Below are 19,553 nucleotides of genomic sequence, written 5' to 3'. Positions count from 1 at the left end.
GCCGGTGGGCGTGGGGGAGACCGAGGCGGAGGCACCGGCGGTCGGGTTGTCCACCCGCCGCCCGGCTGCTGACCGCCGCCCGGTACGCCTGGGCCGGGGGGCAACCCGACGCGGCCCGGTTGCTGCTCGACCGCCTCCGCGCGGTCTGCACCGACCCGGGCGTCCGGGGCCGCGCCGATTTGCTCCGCGGTGAGCTGGAGTTGCGCTGCGGCACCGCGTCGAGTGCGTCGGCCATGTTGCTGGCCTCGGCCGCGGCGGTGGACGACACCGACCGCGCGCTGGCGTTGACCGGGCTGGTGCGGGCCGGCGAGGCGGTCTGCTTCGCCGGCGACCAGTACCGGTACGCGGAGGTCGGCCGACGGGCACTGGCGTTGCGTCGTCCGGACGACCCGCCGGCCCTGGAGGTCATGGGCTGTCTGCTCGCCGGGGTGGCGGCGACCCTGCGGGGCGACCACGAGCGGGCCGGGCCCGCGCTGCGCCGCGCCATGGTGCTGGGCGGCCGGCTGACCGGTCAGGCGTTGACCCCCACCGCGCTCAGCTGCGCCGCGACAGCCGGCCTGCTGGTGGCCGTGGACGGCGCCGCCCACCGGCTCGCCGAACGCGCTGTCGAGTTGGCCCGGGAACGGGGCGAGCTGTCCATGCTGTCGCGGGCGTTGGAGCTGCGGGCGGTCGCCGAGTACTGGCTGGGTCGACACGAGGCGGCGGCGGAGACCTCCCGCGACGGGCTGCGCGTCGCCCGTGCCACCGGCCAGGTCAACTGCGCCAACGTCCATCTGGGCATGCTCGCCGTCCTCGCCGCGATCCGGGCCGACCGGGACACCAGCCTGCGGCGGGTCCGCGAGATCGGCGAGTCGCCGACGCCGGGCAGCCGCCCGCACGCGCTCGCCGCGTGGGCCCTGGCGGTGCTCGACCTGGTCGACGGCCGGCACGCCGAGGCAGCGGACCGGCTGGCGTCGCTGGCCCGGCTCGGCACCGGTCGGGGGCAGGTCCTCGTGCAGGTGATGGCCACCCCGTACCTGGTGGAGGCGGCGGCGCACCTGACGCACCGGCCGGCGGCGACGGCCGCGCTCGCCGTGTTCGACAGGTGGGCCAGCAGTACCGCGAGCCCGCTGCGCCGGGCCCTGTCCGCGCGGTGCCACGCGCTGCTGGCAACCCGGGGCGGCGCCGAGGCGGAACGGCACTTCCAGGCGGCGCTGCGCCTGCACCCGACCGAGGCCGGCACGTTCGAGCGGGCCCGCACCGAACTGCTCTTCGGGCAGGAGTTGCGCCGCAGTCGTCGCCCTCGCGACGCGCGGACGCACCTGCACCAGGCCCGCGAGGTGTTCAGCCTGCTCGGGGTGGAGCGCTGGGCCGAGCAGGCCACCACGGAGCTGCGGGCGGCCGGGGAGTCGATCGGTCCGCCGGACCTGCCCGCGGCGCGGTTGCTGACCGGCCAGCAGCTGCGGATCGCCGAACTGGTCGCCGAGGGCGCCACCAACCGGGAGATCGCCGCCCGGATGTTTCTTTCCACCCGTACGGTCGACCACCACCTGCGCAACGTGTTCCACCGGCTGGGCATCCGGTCGCGTACCGAGCTGGCCCGCGCGTTCACCGCCGAGCGGCACGTCGGTCTGGCCTCCGACCGATGATCGTCCGGTCTGGACGCATTAAACTATCACCGCTAGTTTGAGCGTCATGGACCTCACCCTCTCCGCCGAGCAGGCGGCGGTCCGCCAGCTGGCCGCCGAGTTCGCCGACCGCGAGCTGCTGCCGCACGCGGCCGCCTGGGATCGCCGCGAATCGGTCGACCCCGCCATCGTCGGCATGCTCGGTGACCTGGGCTTCCTGGGGCTGACCATCGACGAGGCCGACGGCGGTTCCGGCGGTGACCACCTCGCGTACTGCCTGGTCCTGGAAGAGCTGGGCCGGGGCGACTCGGCGGTACGTGGCATCGTCTCGGTCTCCCTCGGCCTGGTCGCGAAGTCGATCGCCGCGTACGGCAGCGCGGAACAGCGGGCCGAGTGGCTGCCGAAGCTCTGCGCGGGCAGCGCGCTCGGCTGCTTCGCCCTCACCGAGCCGGACAGCGGGTCGGACGCGGCCGCCCTGCGTACCCGGGCGGTCCGCGACGGCACCGACTGGCTGCTCACCGGCACGAAGACGTTCATCACCAACGGCACCACAGCGGACGTCGCGCTGGTCTTCGCCCGCACCGGCGGCCCCGGGCACCGGGGGATCAGCGCGTTCCTGGTGCCCACCGACAGCCCCGGGCTGACCCGGCGGGAGATCCACGGCAAGCTCGGGCTGCGCGGTCAGGCCACCGGCGAGCTGGGCTTCGACGAGGTACGGGTGCCGGACACGGCCCGCCTCGGCGTCGAGGGCGGCGGGTTCCGGCTGGCCCTGGCCACCCTCGCCAAGGGTCGGATGTCGGTGGCCGCCGGGTGTGTCGGCATCGCCCAGGGCTGCCTCGACGCGGCGGTCGGTTACGCCGGGCAGCGGACCCAGTTCGGCAAGCCGATCGCCGGGCACCAACTCGTCCAACAACTGCTCGCCGCCATCGCGGTGGACACCGCCGCCGCCCGGCTGCTGGTGTGGCAGGTGGCCGACCTGATCGACCGCGACCAGCCGTTCGCCACCGAGGCGTCGATGGCCAAGCTCTTCGCCAGTGAGGCCGCCGTCCGCGCGGCCAACAACGCGGTCCAGGTGTTCGGCGGGTACGGCTACATCGACGAGTACCCGGTCGGCAAGTACCTGCGCGACGCCCGGGTGGCCACGCTCTACGAGGGCACCAGTCAGATCCAGCAACTCCTCATCGGACGCGCGCTCACCGGCGTCAACGCCTTCTAGCTGTAGGGAGATCCGGCATGAGAGTCTTCACCTCGTTCGAGGAACTGGCCGCCGCGACCGGCGAGAGCCTCGGGCCCGGTCCGTGGCAGCGCGTCGAGCAGGGCCGCGTCGACCTCTTCGCCGACGCCACCGACGACCACCAGTGGATCCATGTCGACCCGGTCCGCGCCGCGGCGGGGCCGTTCGGCGGGACGATCGCGCACGGGTACCTCACCCTGTCGCTGTTGCCGGCGTTGGCCGGCGGGCTCTACCGGGTGGAGGGGGTGGCGATGGGCGTCAACTACGGGCTGAACCGGGTGCGGTTCCCCGCGCCGCTGCGGGTCGGCGCCGCCGTACGCGCCACCGCCACCATCGCCGACGTGTCGCCGGTGAGCGGCGGCGTCCAGCTGGTCGTGACCGTCACCGTGGAGAGCGACAGCGGCGGCAAGCCGGTCTGCGTGGCCGAGACGGTGAGCCGGCTCTACCGCGCCGTGGAGCAGTGACCCACCCAGTTCGGCGAGGTGCCGCGACGCGGCGTCTCCGGTCGACGGGCCGATGCGGGATGCGGTGCCGGGCCACTGTTGCCCGGCACCGCACCGGGTGGGGTCAGGCGACCGCGCAGGCGGTGCCGTTGAGGGTGAACGCGGACGGTCGGCCGGTGCTCCCCGTGTGGGTTGCCTGGAAGCCGATGTCGACCGAGGTGTTCGGCGCGATCGTCGCGTTGTAGGAGACGTTGCGGGCGGTCACCGCTCCGCTGGACGGGGAGTAGCTGGCGTTCCAACCGCTGGTGATGGTCTGCCCACCGGGCAGCGTGAACGCCAGGGCCCAACCGTTGACCGGTGTGCTGCTGGTGTTGGTCACCGAGACCGACGCGGTGAGACCGGTGTTCCAGGCGTTGACCGTGTACGTGACGCGGCAGCCACCGGCCGGCGGGGGAGTGGTCGGCGGGGGAGTGGTGGGCGGCGGCGTGGTGGGCGGGGGCGTGGTCGGAGGCGTGTCGCCCCCGATGCTGCCGGGCACGGTACGGAGAGCGTCGTACCAGGCGTCGGCCATCTTGCGGTAGCCCGTGGCGTTCGGGTGCACCCCGTCGGCCAGGTCGCTCAGCGTCAGGGCACGGTACATGTCGACCAGGTGTACGCGCTTCCCGGCGGCGGCCCGGCTCTGCACGATCCCGGGGATCGCGGCGTTGTAGCCCCGGACCTGAGTGTCCGCGCCGGACTTGGGGATGATCGTCGCGACGAACACGTCCGCGTTCGGGGCGGTGTTGGTGATCCGGTCGACGAGCGTGGCCAGTCGGGACGGGGCCCCGGACGTGTCGCCGTACATGTCGTTGGTGCCGATGTGCAGCAGCACGGTCCGCGGGTTGGTGGCCCGCAACCAGTTGACGACGTTGGCGTCGATCTGGGCGATCGTCCAGCCGGAGTGGCCCTGGTGGTCGTGGTCGCCGAGGCTGGCCGGCCCGTTGAACTGGGAGCCGACGAAGTCGATCCGGTAACCACCGGAGGTGAACCGTTGCCACAACTCGATCCGGTAACCGCCGGGAACGTTGAATCCGTCGGTGATCGAGTCGCCGAGCGGCATCACGCGTACGCCACCGTTGGACTCCGCGTTGGCGGGAGTGGTCGCGATCGGTACGGCGGCGACCAGGGCGGCGACGGCGGCCAGCGCCGTCCACCACCGGCTGACCCGCCGGGGCCTCGACGTCGGTGCGCTGCCGGTCGGTGCGAGAGGGACAGGTGGGACAAGTGTTGGACTGGGCATGGGACTTCCTCTGGTGGTGGGGTGCGTGACGACAGCGGCCACCGACGAGACGGGAGCCGCCATTCGTGCGGTACGGGAAAGTGCCGCTGCGCGGAACGACCAGAGCCCGGATGTCGTCGCTGGCGGTCGTATCGCTGAGCCAAGCGACGTGTGCCCTGCACCTCGCCGGACGCACCATAGCGTGTTATCGCTAACACGAGCAATAGACGAATCACGATCGCTGTCCACCGTCGCGGCGAGCTCCGGGCCCTGCCTGCGGTGCCCGGAGCGAGCCGACAACCGCGTCTGCCCCCCACTCGGCCATGGCCCGCCGTCCGGACCGGCCTCGACGACTGTTGTGGCGACGCTAGGACTTGAATGGTGGTTGAAGTCAAGGTGACTGCTCAACGAGGCGCGGGGGCGGGCTGCAGCACCGCGCCCAGCCAGCGCAGCTGACGCCGGACGTGGACGGCCTCGCCGCCCTCGTGGCCGTTGAACGGGTAGACGTGCATCTCCCGCTCGGGTGGGACCGGTCGCCCGTTCGCGGCACCGTAGTGGTTGTAGGCGGCGAAGGCTGTTCGCGGTGGGCAGACGGTGTCCCGCCGGCCGACCCCGAAGTGCGCCGGCGCCGTCGCCCGGCGCGCGAAGCTCACCCCGTCGACATAGGACAGCGTGCGCCACACCGCCTCCTCGGCCTCCCGGTGCACGGCCAGGTACCGGGCGATCTCGCCGTACGGCGCGAGGTCGGTGAGCGCGACGGCGCGGCGCATGTCGCACAGGAACGGTGCGGTGGTCAGCACCGCGCTGAGATCGTCCACGAGACCGGCCACCGCCAAGGCGATGCCGCCGCCCTGGCTGTTGCCGACCACGCTGACCCGGTCACCCTCGACCCCCGGCAGCGCGCGGGCCGCGTCGACCGCCCGGACCGCGTCGGTGATCAGGCGGCGGTAGTGGTAGTCACGCGGATCGAGGATCCCCCAGGTGACCGGCCACGGCCCGCCGGGCGCGCCGTGCGGGTCGGGAGTGTCCCCGGCGCCGTACTGCCCCGCCTGGCCCCGGTTGTCCATCAGCAGGTGCGCGTACCCGGCCACCGGCCAGGTCAGCCGTTCGTGGGGCAGGCCGCGGCCGCGACCGTAGCCGGCGTACTCGATCACGACCGGCAGCGGCTCCCGGACACCAGCGGGGCGGGTGTACCAGGCGCGGACCGGGTCACCGCCGAAGCCGGCGAACGTGACGTCCCAGGAGTCGAGCAGCCGCAGCTCGGTCGGTTCGGGACGGACGTCGACGAGCACCGGCGCGGCGGCCGCCTCGGCGAGCGTGTCCCGCCAGAACTCGTCGAAGTCGGCCGGCTCGGCGCCCTCTGGTGCGTACCGCTGGAGTTCGTCGAAGGTGAAGGCGGAGTGGGGCACGGGTCCTCGCAGGGGCCGGGGTCAGTGCGGGTTGGGGGGCGCGGTGCTCTCCCGGATGACCAACTCGGTCACCAGGTCGATCCGGCTGGTCGCCGGCTCGTTCCCTCGGGTCAGGTCGAGCAGCATCTGGGTGGCGATGCCGGCCATGTCGCGCAACGGCTGGTTGATCGTGGTGAGGGCCGGGTCGGTCCAGGCGGAGACCGGCAGGTTGTCGTACCCGATCACCGAAAGGTCCTCGGGCACGCGCAGGCCGCACTGACGGGCGGCCCGGAGCACCCCCATCGCCTGGATGTCCGAGCCGGCGAAGATCGCCGTGGGCCGGTCCGGCCGCTGAAGCAGTTGCAGCCCGTGGGCGTGCCCGGCTCCGGCGGAGAAACTGCCGTAGCGGATCAGCTCGCGGTCGACCGCCAGCCCGGCTTCGTCGTGTGCCGACTGGAAGCCGGCGGCGCGGGCGCGGCTGCACAGCACGTCGGGTGGCCCGGAGATGATGGCGATCCGTCGGTGCCCCAGGTCCAGCAGATGCCGAGCGGCCAGCAGGCCGCCGTTCCAGTTGTTCGAGCCGACGGTGGGCACGGAGGCCGAGGTCGCGCTGTCGGTGTCGACGACGACGAACGGTATGCCCTGCCGCCGCAGGTGCTGCTGTTGGGCCTCGGCCAGGTGGGAGAGGACGAACACCACGCCCAGGGGGCGGTCGGCGAGCAACGCCTCCAGCCATCGTGCTGGCGGGCGGTGCGCCCCGTCGAGCTGGGCGATCGACAATCCGATGCCGGCCGCGGAGGTCACCGCCTCGACGCCCCGCAGGATCTCCATCGCCCAACCCGTGTCGAACTCGTGGAACACGAGGTCCACCCGGCCGCTGGCGGTCGCGTGTCGCCGGGCACGGCGCTGGTACTGGTGGCGGTCGAGGCTCGCCTCCACCCGGGCTCTGGTGCCGGGGGCGACATCGCCGCGCCCGTTGAGGACCTTGGACACGGTCGCGACCGAGACGCCGACATCGTTGGCGATGGTCGCGATGGTGGTGGAGGCGGGTAGGTCGAGCGGGCGGTGCTCAGTCATCGCGGCCTCATACAACATCCGAAAGTTTCGGCCGACCTTAACATGATGAGACATTCACGCTAGTCGGTGCCACAACCGGGTTGTCCATACGCGGGTCACCGCGCAGATCATTGGCGACGGAGTGCCGACTGCGAAGTCACCCTGTGCAGGAAACACCGCCTGGTAGTCCGATTGGGACCCTTGACAGGTATCGATGCGGCACTTAGGTTGCCGAAAAGGTTACGCAGGTTTCCGGAAAGTTTCGGATCGTGAGAAACGTCCGCCACGGAGCTGGTTCCACCAGGCCCGGGGATGTGGCCGGAGCTAAGGGGTCAGGGCATGAACAGTCAGTCGCTCGGGGACGGCGACGCCGTGCCGTGGCGTGATCAGCGGCTGTCGCCGACCGAGCGGGCCGAAGCGCTCCTGCCATTGATGTCCCTCGAAGAAAAGATCGCCCAGCTCATCGGGGTCTGGGTCGGTGCCGAGGCCAGCGGCGAGGGCGTCGCACCGCACCAATCGGACATGATCAGCGAGTTGCCGCCGTGGAGCACCGTCATCCAGTACGGCCTGGGCCAGCTCACCCGCCCGTTCGGCACCGCCCCGGTCGACCCGGTGCTGGGCGCCCGGTCGTTGGCGGCCTCGCAGGCGCAGATCGTGGCCGCCAGCCGGTTCGGCATTCCCGCGCAGGTGCACGAGGAGTGCCTCACCGGGTTCGCGGCGTGGCGGGCCACCGTCTACCCGACCCCGCTCAGCTGGGGTGCGTCCTTCGACCCCGACCTGGTTGAGGCGATGGCCGACCGGATCGGACGGTCGATGCGCGCCGCCGGTGTGCACCAGGGTCTCGCCCCGGTCCTGGACGTCACCCGGGATTACCGCTGGGGTCGTACCGAGGAGACGATCGGCGAGGACCCCTACCTGGTCGGGACGACAGGCGCCGCGTACGTGCGGGGCCTGGAGCGGGCCGGTGTGGTGGCCACGCTGAAGCACTTCGCCGGCTACTCCGCCTCCCGCGGCGGACGCAACCTGGCGCCGGTGCCGATGGGCAGCCGCGAGCTGGCCGACGTCATCCTGCCGCCGTTCGAGATGGCGCTACGCCTCGGCGGCGCCCGCTCGGTGATGAACTCGTACGCCGAGATCGACGGCCTACCCGTCGCGGCCGACCGTGGGCTGCTGACCGGGCTGCTGCGCGACGAGTGGGGCTTCACCGGGACGGTGGTGGCCGACTACTTCGCCGTACGGTTCCTGCAGACCCTGCACGGAGTCGCCGGGGATGCCGCCGACGCGGCCCGGCTCGCCCTGCGCGCCGGGATCGACGTCGAGCTGCCCACAGTGGACGCCTTCGGTGAACCGCTGGTGGAGGCGGTGCGCCGCGGCGAGGTCGACGAGGCGCTGGTCGACTGTGCGCTGCGTCGGGTGCTGATCCAGAAGATCGAGCTCGGTCTGCTCGACGAGGGCTGGCAGGCGCTGCCCGACGACGTGGCGTCGCTGCGCCTCGACGACGAGGCCAGCCAGGACATCGCCGTGCGACTGGCCCGCGAGTCAGTCGTCCTGCTGCGTAACACAGGTGTCCTCCCGCTGCGCGCGGCCACCCGGGTGGCAGTGGTCGGCCCGCTCGCCGACGACCCGATGGCCATGCTCGGCTGCTACTCGTTCCCCAACCACGTGGGCGTCCACCACGGCGACTTCGGGCTCGGGCTGGACATCCCCACCCTGCGCGACGAACTGGCCCGACGCGTCCCGATGCTCACCCACGAGTCCGGGTGCGCCATCACCGGCGACGACACCTCCGGTATCCCGGCCGCGGTCGGCGCGGCCACCACCGCGGACGTGTGCGTGCTGGCCGTCGGCGACCGGGCGGGAATGTTCGGCCGGGGCACCTCCGGTGAGGGCTGCGACGCCGTCGACCTGCGACTGCCCGGCGTACAGGCCGACCTCGTCCGCGCTGTCCTCGCCACCGGCACGCCGGTCGTCCTGGTGTTGATGGCCGGCCGCCCCTACGCGCTCGGCCCGGAGTTCGACGGCGTGGCCGCCGTGGTGCAGGCGTTCTTCCTCGGTCAGCTCGGTGGGCAGGCGCTCGCCGAGGTGCTCACCGGCGCGGTGAACCCCTCCGGGCGGTTGCCGGTCAGTGTTCCCCGCGACGCCGGCGGAATGCCGAGCACCTACCTCGCGCCACCGCTCGGCCAGCGCAACAAGGTCTCCTCGATCGACCCGACCCCGGCGTACCCGTTCGGCCACGGGCTGAGCTACACCACCTTCGAGTGGTCCGACGCGACGGTGGTCGAGCCGGCGGACGGGACCCGCGACGAACCGGCGACCTGGCCGGTCGACGGCGAGGTGCGGGTGCGGATCACCGTCACCAACACCGGTGGGCGGTCCGGCACCGAGGTCGTGCAGCTCTACCTGCACGACCCGGTCGCACAGACGACCCGTCCGGTGGTCCGGCTGATCGGCTACACCCGACTGCCGTTGGCGCCCGGCGAGGTGGCGCACGTGACGTTCGGCGTACCGGCCGACGTGGCGTCGTTCACCGGTCTGGCCGGCCGGCGGATCGTCGAGCCCGGCGACGTCGAGCTGCGCTTCGGCCGATCCAGCGGCGACGTGGCGGCGGCCCTGCCGCTGCGACTGGTCGGCGTCGAGCGCCAGGTCGGCTACGAGCGGGAACTGCTCACCTCGGTGCGGGTCGAGCCCCTCGTGGCTGTTCCACAGTCGGCATAGGAGGCCGAGGATGACATCCACCCTGCGGCCACCGCCGCCGGCGCCGCCGCGTTCTCCCACGGCGGCACAGAGCCCTGCCCCGCGCTCGCCCCGCCGCGGTCGCAGTTGGCGGCAGGCGCTGCGCCGGGACTGGCAGCTCTACTCCCTCGCCATCCTGCCGCTGCTGTTCTTCCTGGTCTTCCGGTACCTGCCGATGATCGGCAACATCATCGCCTTCCGCCGGTTCAAGCCGGGCGGCAGCATCTTCGGTGAGTACTGGGTCGGGCTGCGCTACTTCCGGATGTTCCTCACCGACCCGACGTTCTGGGAGGTGTTCACCAACACCCTGGTGCTCGGAACGCTGACCCTGCTGTTCTGTTTCCCGCTGCCGATCGTGCTGGCGTTGCTGCTCAACGAGGTCCGGGCCCGCCGCTTCAAGCGGTTCGTCCAGTCGGTGTCCTACCTGCCGCACTTTCTGTCGATCGTGATCGTGGCGGCGATGGTCATGCAGCTGACCTCGATCGACGGCACCGCCAACCAACTCGTCCGGCTGGTGGGTGGGGACGCCGTGGCGTTCCTGCAACAACCGGAGTGGTTCCGCACCATCTACGTGTCGTCCGAGGTCTGGCAGACCGTCGGTTGGGGCACGATCCTCTACCTCGCCGCCCTCACCACCATCGACGAGGACCTGTACGAGGCCGCCCGGATCGACGGCGCCAGCCGGCTGCGGCAGATCTGGCACGTCACGTTGCCCGGCATCCGTCCGACGATGGTGACCTTGCTGATCCTCAACATCGGCAGCTTCCTGGCGGTCGGGTTCGAGAAGATCCTGCTGCTCTACAACCCGCTGACCTACCCGACCGCCGACGTGGTCTCCACCTATCTGTTCCGGATGGGCTTCCAGTCGAGCAACTTCAGCTACGCGGCCGCCATCGGCCTCTTCGAGGCGGTGATCGGGCTGATCCTCGTCCTGTCGGCGAACGTCATCTCCCGTCGCACGGTGGGGACGAGCCTGTGGTGACCCTCGGTACGAAGATCGACGCCCCGAAGACGCGCGGGCCGGTGGACAGCCGGGGCTACCGGATCTTCCGAATCGTCAACACGGTCGTCCTGCTCGGCGTCGTGGTCGTGACGCTGTACCCGTTCCTCACCATCGTGGCCCGATCGCTCAGCGAAGAGGCGTACATCATCGCCGGGAAGGTGAGCGGCGTCCCGCGTGGGTTCGACCTGACCGCGTACAAGCTGGTGATGTCCGACTCGATGTTCTGGACGAACTACCGCAACACGGTGGTGTACACGGTGGTCGCGACGCTCATCTCGATCGTGCTGACCACCTGTTACGCGTACGTGCTGTCGAAACCGCAGCTCAAGGGACGCGGCGTGCTCATCGGGGTCGCGCTGTTCACCATGTTCTTCTCCGGTGGTCTGATCCCCAACTACGTGCTGGTCACCAGCCTGGGGATGAAGAACACCATCTGGGCCGTGGTGATCCCGAACGCCATCAGCGTGTTCAACCTGCTGGTGATGAAGGCGTTCTTCGAGAGTCTGCCGAGCGAGCTGGAGGAGGCCGCGGCGGTCGACGGGCTGAACACGTACGGCACCCTGCTGCGGATCGTGCTGCCGCTGTCGAAGGCGATCGTCGCCACGATGGTGCTCTTCTACGCGGTCTCCTTCTGGAACTCGTGGTTCACCGCGTTCCTCTACATCGACCAGCAGGACCTGCTGCCGGTCACCGTGTACCTGCGCAACCTGATCGCGGGTGCCACCAGCGCCGAGTCGGCCGCGGCCGACGCCGACAAGGTCCAGGCCGCGGCCACCCTCCAGGCCGTCACGATCGTGCTCACCACAGTGCCGATCCTGGCGATCTACCCCTTCGTCCAGCGGTACTTCGTCCGCGGCGTGATGCTCGGCGCGGTCAAGGGATGACGCCGGCGCTGCACCGCATCCCCTGTGAATCCCCACCACCACCGAAAGGACGAGCCATGCTCCACAAGACGTGGCGCCGGGTGGCGATAGCCACCGCGGGTCTGCTCGCGCTCTCCCTTGCCACCGCCTGTTCCGAGGACCCCGGTGAGTCGACGGACCTCTCCGAGAACCGGGTCGGCGCGATGGCCAACTACGGCATCGGCGACCAGTTCAAGGCCACCGAGGCGCTCTCCTTCTCCACCCTCTACAACAACCACACGTTCTACCCACTCAAGGAAGACTGGCTGTTCTGGTCGGAGCTCACCAAGCGGACCAATGTCAAGATCGAGCCGGTGGCCGTGCCGCTGAGCGACTACGAGCAGAAGCGCAGCCTGCTGATCGGCGCCGGGGACGCCCCGCTGATCATCCCGAAGACGTACCACCCGCAGGAGAACGCCTTCGTCTCCTCCGGGGCGATCCTCCCGGTGAGCGACTACCTGGACCTGATGCCCAACCTCAAAGACAAGATCGCCAAGTGGAACCTCAAGCCGGAGATCGACAACCTGCGGCAGGCCGACGGCAAGTTCTACCTGCTGCCGGGCTTGCACGAGAAGCCCACCCAGGACTACACGGTGCTGGTGCGCACCGACATCATGGAGGAGCTGAAGCTCGCCGTCCCGAAGACCTGGGACGAGCTGTACACCGTGCTCAAGGCGATGAAGGCGAAGTACCCGAACGTCTACCCGTACTCCGACCTGTTCAGCAAGCCGAACCCGACCGGCGCCCTGCTGAACATCCTCGGCTCGGCCCACGGCACCCAGGCCGGCTGGGACTACCAGCACGCCACCTGGGACCCGACGGCGAAGAAGTTCACCTACACCGGCGCCTCCGAGCAGTACAAGCAGATGGTCACCTACCTGCACAAGCTCGTCGCCGAGGGCCTGCTCGACCCGGAGAGCTTCACCCAGACCGACGACCAGGCCCGCCAGAAGCTCGCCAACGGCAAGTCCTTCGTGGTCACCGGCAACGCGCAGACCCTGGTCAACAACCACCGGCCCGACCTGGCCAAGACCCTGCCGAACGCGAAGATGGCCAAGATCCCGCTGCCGATCGGCCCGGCCGGTGAGATCAACCCGTTCCCCCGGCTGGAGAACGGGATCATGATCTCCACGAAGGCCCGGGAGAGCAAGAACTTCGTGGCCATGATGCAGTTCATCGACTGGCTCTGGTATTCCGACGCGGGCCTGGAGTTCGCCCGCTGGGGCGTCGAGGGCACCACCTTCACCAAGGACGCGTCCGGCAAGCGCACGCTCAACCCCGGCGTCGACTTCCTCGGGCTCAACCCGAAGGCCCCGAAGCACCTGCAGAAGGACTTCGGCTTCCAGAACGGCGTCTTCGCCTACGGCGGCAGCCCCGACCTGGTCCGCGGCTTCTTCTCACCGGAGGAGCTGGAGTTCCAGAAGGTGATGGACGCGCGCAAGCCGCGGGAGGTGCCCCCGCCCGCCCCGTTGACCGACGAGGAGCGCGAGCAGGTGTCGCTCTGGGAGACCCCGCTGAAGGACTTCGTCACCCAGAACACGCTGAAGTTCGCCCTGGGCCAGCGCCCGCTCAGCGAGTGGGACGCGTACGTGGCCGAGCTGAAGGCCAAGAACTCCGACCAGTACATCGACCTGGTCAACAAGGCGTACGAGCGGTTCCAGAAGAACAACGGCTGATCACCGGGAGTCCGGTCGGGCGGCCTGTCGCGGCCCGACCGGACCTCCGGCGACCACCGGCCGGACGACCAGAGGGAGCGATCGTGAGTGGCGCGGTCCAGACCCGGCGACAGTTCGGCGACGGCCCCCTGTCGCGGATCACCTCGCGGGTCTACATCCTGCTCGTGGTCGAGCTGCTCCTGCTGCTCACCACGCTGCCCACCCTGCTCCCGCTGCTGTTGCTGGGCCGCGACCCCAGCAACCTGCCACTGGCCGTGCTCTTCCTGGTACCGGTCGGCCCGGCGATCTCCGCCGCCCTGTACGCCCTGCGCCAGCAGCGAACCGACCTGACCGACCTGCGCCCGGCCGCCCTGTTCTGGCGTGGCTACCGGGCGAACGCGATCGGCGTGCTGCGCATCTGGGTGCCGACGCTGCTGTGGTTGGCAGTGCTCGCCGTGAACCTTGCCTACCGGGGTGCGGTCGGCCTGGCGAGCGGGTGGACGGTACCGCTGGTGCTGATCGCGGTGGCGGTGACACTCTGCGCGGCCAACGCCGTGGTGATCACCTCGCTGTTCGACTTCCGCACCCGGGACGTGCTCCGACTGTCAGTGCACTTCCTCGTGCGTACCCCGGCCGTCACCGTCGGCAACGCCCTGCTGCTGGCCGCGGCGGCCGGGATCACCGCGGTCTTCTCCGAGGCGGTGCTGATGCTGCTCGCGTCGATCGCGGTGCTGGCGTTCCTGCGCGTCAGCGACCCGATGATCCACCTGATCCGGAAGGAGTTCACCCGATGAGCCTGCCCCTCAGCGCCACCGTGCGTGCCGAGCCGGTCGAGGTGACCGCCCGCGCCAACGGCGTCGACCTGCTCACTGGCGGCCGTACGGCGGCCGGCGCGGCCCTGCGGCTGCCGCCGTACGGGGTTGTCGTGCTGAAGGAGGACCGGTGAACGCCGAAGAGTCGGTGGACTTGGAGCAGCTGATGTTCGTCGAGGAGCCGATGGATGGTGACGAGCCGCGTGTCCACCCGGCCTGGCTGCCCCCGGAGGCGTTCCGGTCGCTCGGCGCGCGCCGCATCCTCCTGCACGGCGAGGGGATGCTCGTCGACACCGTCCTCAACGAGGTCTCGCGTGCCTGCGCGCGGTACGGCGGGCGGGTGTGGCATTCCCCCTCCTGGGACGTCGACGTCGACCTGGTGTTCGCTCTGCGCGACGCGGTCGAGCTACCCAATCCGACGGTGGAGGCGGCGCGGGCCGCCGGAGAGGCGGCGCTGGCCGACTTGGGCGACGGCGGGACGCTCGGCGACGAGGGTTTCGTGTTGGCCCGGGCCGGCGACGTGACGGCGGTGGTGGCCGACGCCCCCGCCGGACTGCTGTACGGGCTCTTTCACGTGGTCCGGCTCTGCGCGGCGGCCTTCGACCCGGCCCGCCCTGCGGAGCGGCACCGGCCGGCGCTGCGCCGACGGATGCTGAACCACTGGGACAACGTGGCCGTGCACCCGGTGATGGGCCAGGTCGAACGGGGGTACGCGGGCGGCTCGATCTTCTGGCAGGACGGCCGTCCGCGCGGCGACCTGGCCCGGGTACGGGAGTATGGGCGGCTGCTGGCCTCCTGCGGGGTCAACGCGATCTCGGTGAACAACGTCAACGTGGCCCGTACGGAGGCGCTGCTGCTCACCGAACGGCTCGGCGACGTGGCCGAGATCGCGGACGTGCTGCGCCCGTACGGCATCCGGGTGCACCTGTCGGTCAGCTTCGCCGCACCGGTGGTCCTCGCTGGGCTGCCCACCGCCGACCCGCTGGACGAGACGGTGCGGGTCTGGTGGGCCGCGACCACCCGGCGGGTGTACGACCGGATCCCGGACTTCGGCGGTTATGTGGTGAAGGCCGACTCGGAGGGGCAACCCGGCCCGTTCACGTACGGCCGTGACCACGCCGACGGGGCGAACCTCCTCGCCGAGGCGCTCGCCCCGCACGGGGGAGTGGTGCACTGGCGGGCGTTCGTCTACAACCACCACCAGGACTGGCGGGACCGGTCCACCGACCGGGCCCGGGCCGCGTACGACCACTTCGCCCCGCTCGACGGGCGGTTCCGCACCAACGTGGTCGTCCAGGTGAAGTTCGGCCCGGTGGACTTCCAGACCCGCGAGCCGGTCTCACCGGTGCTCGCCGCGATGCCGGCGACCCGGGTGGCGGTGGAGTTGCAGGTGACCCAGGAGTACACGGGTCAACAGCGGCACGTCTGCCACCTCGGCCCGTGGTGGAGTGAGGTGCTGCGCTTCGCCCCCTGGGGGCCGGGCGGACGGACGATCGCCGACGTGGTCACCGGAGAGTCGGCAGCGGGCGGCGGGATGGTCGCCGTCGCCAACGTCGGCGACGACCTCTTCTGGACCGGGCATCCGTTGGCGCAGGCGAACCTGTACACGTGCGGCCGGCTGGCCTGGGATCCTCGGCGGGACCCGACGGCGATCCTCGACGAGTGGATCACGCTGACCTTCCCGCCGTCGGCGACCGCCGACGCGGACCTGGTACGGCGGACCCTGCACGAGATCATGGACGACTCGTGGCGCACCTATGAGCGCTACACGGCCCCGCTGGGCGTCGGCTTCATGGTCAACCCCGGCGACCACTACGGCCCCGGCGTCGACGGGTACGAGTACACGCGGTGGGGCACCTACCACTTCGCCGACCGCGACGGTGTGGGCGTGGACCGCAGCCGCGCGTCGGGCACCGGCTTCACCGGCCAGTACCCGCCGTACTGGGCGGAGGTGTACGAGTCGCCCGAGACCTGCCCGGACGAGCTGCTGCTCTTCTTCCACCACGTGCCGTACGGGCATGTGCTGCACAGCGGCTCGACAGTCATCCAGCACATCTACGACACCCACTTCGCGGGCGTCGAGCAGGTGACGGCGATGCGACGACGGTGGCAGACGTTGCACGGCATGATCGACCCGAGCGTGTACGAGCGGGTCGCCGAACGCCTCGACGAGCAGGTGCGGTGCGCCACCGAGTGGCGCGACCAGATCAACACGTACTTCTTCCGCAAGTCCGGGGTGCCGGACGAGCGAGGGCGGGAGATCTACTGAGGGCGGTGAGGTGCGGCCCAGTCACCCGGTCGGGCCGCCCTGGCAGGTTCCGGAAAACGTCCCGATAATTCCTCGCGACCTGTCGCCGCTGACAGTGCCCGCCGAAGCCGATTGCCGCGCAGGTGGCCGCCGAAACCGTGGCACCGAAAGGTTTCCGGAAGTCTTGACAATCGAATGTTCTCGATCGAAGCTGGCATGGTCACGCGAGCCGCGGTCAAGGTCGGGCGAAGGGCAGTCCTCGACTTAAGTCCCCTTCCACGCGCCTTTTTCCCAAGGGATCGCGACCATGACACTGAAGACAAGGACGCTTGGCGTCGTCATGGCGGCCGTGACGCTGGCCGCCGCCGCGTTGACGTTCGCCACCCCCGCGTCGGCGGCGACGCTCACGCAGGTGACGAACTTCGGCACCAACCCCACCAACCTGCAGATGCACCTGTACGTCCCGGACCGGGTGGCGACCCGACCGGCCGTCCTGCTGGCGATGCACTACTGCACCGGCACGGGCCCCGCGTTCCACTCCGGCACCCAGTACGCGTCCCTCGCGGACCGGTACGGGTTCATTGTGATCTACCCGTCGGCCACCCGCAGCAGCAAGTGCTGGGACGTCTACTCGCCGCAGGCGTTGCGCCGTGGCGGCGGCAGCGACCCGGTCGGGCTGATGTCCATGGTCGACTACGTGAAGCAGCGCTACTCCGCCGACCCCGCGCGGATCTTCGCCACCGGCACCTCGTCCGGGGCGATGATGACCAACGTCATGCTGGGTGACTACCCGGACGTGTTCGCGGCGGGCGCCTCGTTCGCCGGGGTGCCGTTCGCCTGTTTCGCCACCGGCGGCACCTCGGAGTGGAACAGCCAGTGCGCGAACGGGCAGCTCATCCGGACCGCGCAGCAGTGGGGTGACCTGGTCCGGGAGGCGTACCCCGGCTACACCGGCCAGCGGCCCCGAATGCAGATCTGGCACGGCACCAACGATGACACGCTGCGCTACCCGAACTTCGGTGAGCAGGTCAAGCAGTGGACCAACGTGCACGGGCTGAGTCAGACCCCGACGTACACCGACTCCCCGCAGTCCGGCTACACCCGCACCCGGTACGGCAGCAGCGGCCCGATGGCGCCGGTCGAGGCGATCAGTATGCAGGGTGTCACGCACAACCTGCCGGTCGACGCCGCGCAGGTGATCCGCTTCTTCGGGCTGGACGGCACCGCGCCGCCGACGACTCCGCCGCCGACGACTCCGCCGCCGACCACCCCGCCCCCGACGACCCCGCCGCCGACCACCCCGCCCCCGACGACCCCGCCCCCGACCGGGAGCGCCTGCCGGGTCGGCTACACGGTCAATGCCTGGAACACCGGTCTCACCGCGAGCGTGGTCATCACCAACACCGGTGCCACCGCCGTGAACGGCTGGGCGCTGACCTTCACGCTGCCCACCGGGCAGCGCATCACCAGCGGCTGGAACGCCCAGTACGCCCCGACGAGCGGTGCGGTGACCGCCCGCAACGTCTCCTACAACGCCACCATCGCCCCGAACGCGTCGGTCGAGATCGGCTTCCAGGCCACCCACGAGGGCGGCACCGGCAAGCCCTCGTCGTTCGCCCTCAACGGTGCCGCCTGTTCGGTGTCCTGATTTCCCTTCCCACCCCACCACCTCAGAAGGAGTCGCACGATGAGAAACGCGAGATGGAAGGCGGCATCGAGAGCCGCCATCGCGGTGACCGGCGCGGGCGCCCTCGTCGCCGGTATGGCGCTGTTCCTGACGACGCCGGCCGCCGCCGGGACGACGCTCGGCGCGTCCGCCGCCGAGAAGGGTCGCTATTTCGGTACGGCGGTGGCGGCGGGCAGGTTGTCCGACAGCGCGTACACCACGATTTTGAACCGTGAGTTCAACTCGGTGACACCCGAGAACGAGATGAAAATCGATGCGACCGAGCCGCAGCAGGGTCGGTTCAGTTACGGCGCGGCGGAGCAGATCGTCAGCCACGCCCGCAGCCGTGGCATGAACGTGCGGGGCCACACCCTGGCGTGGCACTCGCAGCAGCCCGGCTGGATGCAGAGCATGAGTGGTAGTGCGCTGCGGCAGGCGATGCTCAATCACGTGACGCAGGTGGCCACGCACTTCCGGGGTCAGGTCGTGGCGTGGGATGTGGTGAACGAGGCGTTCGCGGACGGTAGTTCGGGTGCGCGTCGTGACTCGAACCTGCAGCGCACTGGCAACGACTGGATCGAGGCGGCGTTCCGGGCGGCGCGTGCGGCAGACCCGGGCGCGAAGCTCTGCTACAACGACTACAACACCGACAACTGGACGCACGCGAAGACCCAGGCCGTGTACAACATGGTGCGCGACTTCAAGTCCCGTGGTGTGCCGATCGACTGTGTGGGGTTCCAGTCGCACTTCAACAACGATTCCCCGTACGTGAGCAACTACCGGACCACGCTGTCGAGCTTCGCGGCGCTCGGTGTGGACGTGCAGATCACCGAGTTGGACATCCAGGGCGCGCCGGCCAACACGTATCGCAGTGTGGTGGAGGACTGCCTGGCCGTGGCCCGGTGCAACGGGATCACGGTGTGGGGTATCCGCGACAGTGATTCGTGGCGGTCGTCGCAGACCCCGTTGTTGTTCAACAGCAACGGCTCGAAGAAGGCGGCGTACGACGCGGTGCTCGCCGCGTTGAACAACGGGACCACGCCCACCGACCCGCCGACCACCACCCCTCCGCCGACCACCCCGCCGCCCACGACTCCTCCGCCCACCACTCCTCCGCCCACCACCCCGCCTCCGGGGCAGGGCGGCTGCACCGCGACGGTGTCGGTGAACCAGTGGACGGGTGGCTTCGTGGCCACGGTGCGGGTGACGGCTGGCTCGTCGGCCCTCAACGGCTGGACGGTGACGATCGCGCTGCCGTCGGGGGCGACGGTCACCAACGCGTGGAGCGCCGACCGCAGCGGTAACACCGGCACGACAACCTGGACGAACGTGTCGTACAACGGCCAGGTCGGCGCAGGACAGTCCACCGAATTCGGCTTCCAGGCCAACGGCACCGCCGGCAGCCTCAGCCCCACCTGCTCAGCCCGCTAAAGCCCCACCGGCCGGTGCGGAGGCCGCCCCGCCCCGCACCGGCCACACCCCACCCCACCCCACCCCCCACCCCGAGCGGGTGATCAAAAAGGTTGGGGCACCAAACCCCCGGGCCGA

General features: G+C 70.5%; 15 protein-coding genes. 12 read left to right on the top strand and 3 right to left on the bottom strand.

What is annotated here, in order from left to right; translation table 11 throughout:
• From ABZU52_RS26585 to ABZU52_RS26575, 3 genes are all read left to right on the top strand, one after another.
• Positions 1-1,628 (top strand): LuxR C-terminal-related transcriptional regulator (locus ABZU52_RS26585; protein WP_354973695.1); only part of this gene is annotated, 1,628 nt, incomplete at its 5' end.
• Between the two features lie 46 nt (positions 1,629-1,674).
• On the top strand, positions 1,675-2,823 hold the full coding sequence (locus tag ABZU52_RS26580; RefSeq protein WP_354973694.1) for an acyl-CoA dehydrogenase family protein: 1,149 nt from the start codon (positions 1,675-1,677) through the stop codon (positions 2,821-2,823).
• 17 nt (positions 2,824-2,840) lie between these two features.
• Positions 2,841-3,305 (top strand): MaoC family dehydratase, encoded by a 465-nt coding sequence (locus ABZU52_RS26575; RefSeq protein ID WP_354973693.1) that lies wholly within the window; start codon positions 2,841-2,843, stop codon positions 3,303-3,305.
• A 103-nt stretch (positions 3,306-3,408) separates the two neighbouring features.
• On the opposite strand, the gene ABZU52_RS26570 is transcribed toward ABZU52_RS26575, so the two are convergent.
• From ABZU52_RS26570 to ABZU52_RS26560, 3 genes are all read right to left on the bottom strand, one after another.
• The gene (locus tag ABZU52_RS26570) at positions 3,409-4,563 is read right to left on the bottom strand and encodes a cellulose binding domain-containing protein (RefSeq protein WP_354973692.1); all 1,155 of its coding nucleotides are present in this window, start codon (positions 4,561-4,563) and stop codon (positions 3,409-3,411) included.
• Positions 4,564-4,946: 383 nt separating this feature from the next.
• The gene (locus ABZU52_RS26565; protein ID WP_354973691.1) at positions 4,947-5,951 is read right to left on the bottom strand and encodes an acetylxylan esterase; all 1,005 of its coding nucleotides are present in this window, start codon (positions 5,949-5,951) and stop codon (positions 4,947-4,949) included.
• Positions 5,952-5,972: 21 nt separating this feature from the next.
• Positions 5,973-7,007 carry a LacI family DNA-binding transcriptional regulator gene (locus ABZU52_RS26560; protein ID WP_354973690.1) on the bottom strand — a complete coding sequence of 345 codons (1,035 nt, stop codon included), beginning with the start codon at positions 7,005-7,007 and terminating at the stop codon, positions 5,973-5,975.
• Between the two features lie 318 nt (positions 7,008-7,325).
• Between ABZU52_RS26560 and ABZU52_RS26555 the strand changes: the two genes are divergently transcribed.
• From ABZU52_RS26555 to ABZU52_RS26515, 9 genes are all read left to right on the top strand, one after another.
• Positions 7,326-9,701, top strand: coding sequence for a glycoside hydrolase family 3 N-terminal domain-containing protein (locus tag ABZU52_RS26555; RefSeq protein ID WP_354973689.1), 2,376 nt, complete (start codon positions 7,326-7,328; stop codon positions 9,699-9,701).
• A gap of 10 nt (positions 9,702-9,711) precedes the next feature.
• Positions 9,712-10,701: an ABC transporter permease subunit gene (locus tag ABZU52_RS26550; protein WP_354973688.1), complete on the top strand. Its 990-nt coding sequence runs from the start codon at positions 9,712-9,714 to the stop codon at positions 10,699-10,701.
• Positions 10,698-11,606 (top strand): carbohydrate ABC transporter permease, encoded by a 909-nt coding sequence (locus tag ABZU52_RS26545; protein ID WP_354973687.1) that lies wholly within the window; start codon positions 10,698-10,700, stop codon positions 11,604-11,606. Before ABZU52_RS26550 ends, ABZU52_RS26545 begins: the two co-directional genes overlap by 4 nt.
• A 56-nt stretch (positions 11,607-11,662) precedes the next feature.
• On the top strand, positions 11,663-13,300 hold the full coding sequence (locus tag ABZU52_RS26540) for an extracellular solute-binding protein (RefSeq protein WP_354973686.1): 1,638 nt from the start codon (positions 11,663-11,665) through the stop codon (positions 13,298-13,300).
• Positions 13,301-13,383: 83 nt separating this feature from the next.
• A complete protein-coding gene (locus ABZU52_RS26535; RefSeq protein ID WP_354973685.1) occupies positions 13,384-14,073 on the top strand; it encodes a YesL family protein in 690 nt (229 codons plus the stop codon).
• A complete protein-coding gene (locus ABZU52_RS26530; RefSeq protein ID WP_354973684.1) occupies positions 14,070-14,225 on the top strand; it encodes a Beta-galactosidase C-terminal domain in 156 nt (51 codons plus the stop codon). The genes ABZU52_RS26535 and ABZU52_RS26530 overlap by 4 nt, the downstream gene beginning before the upstream one ends.
• A complete protein-coding gene (locus ABZU52_RS26525) occupies positions 14,222-16,360 on the top strand; it encodes an alpha-glucuronidase (protein WP_354973683.1) in 2,139 nt (712 codons plus the stop codon). Before ABZU52_RS26530 ends, ABZU52_RS26525 begins: the two co-directional genes overlap by 4 nt.
• Positions 16,361-16,646: 286 nt before the next feature.
• Positions 16,647-17,987, top strand: coding sequence for a PHB depolymerase family esterase (locus ABZU52_RS26520; protein WP_354973682.1), 1,341 nt, complete (start codon positions 16,647-16,649; stop codon positions 17,985-17,987).
• Between the two features lie 114 nt (positions 17,988-18,101).
• Positions 18,102-19,436, top strand: a complete 1,335-nt coding sequence (locus ABZU52_RS26515) for an endo-1,4-beta-xylanase (protein ID WP_354973696.1) — start codon at positions 18,102-18,104, stop codon at positions 19,434-19,436.
• Positions 19,437-19,553: the final 117 nt, after the last annotated feature.

Source organism: Micromonospora sp. NPDC005220 (assembly GCF_040607895.1).
GTDB lineage: Bacteria > Actinomycetota > Actinomycetes > Mycobacteriales > Micromonosporaceae > Micromonospora.
Note: the sequence above shows the minus strand (reverse complement) of the source record. Positions and strands in the feature narration are given on the sequence as shown.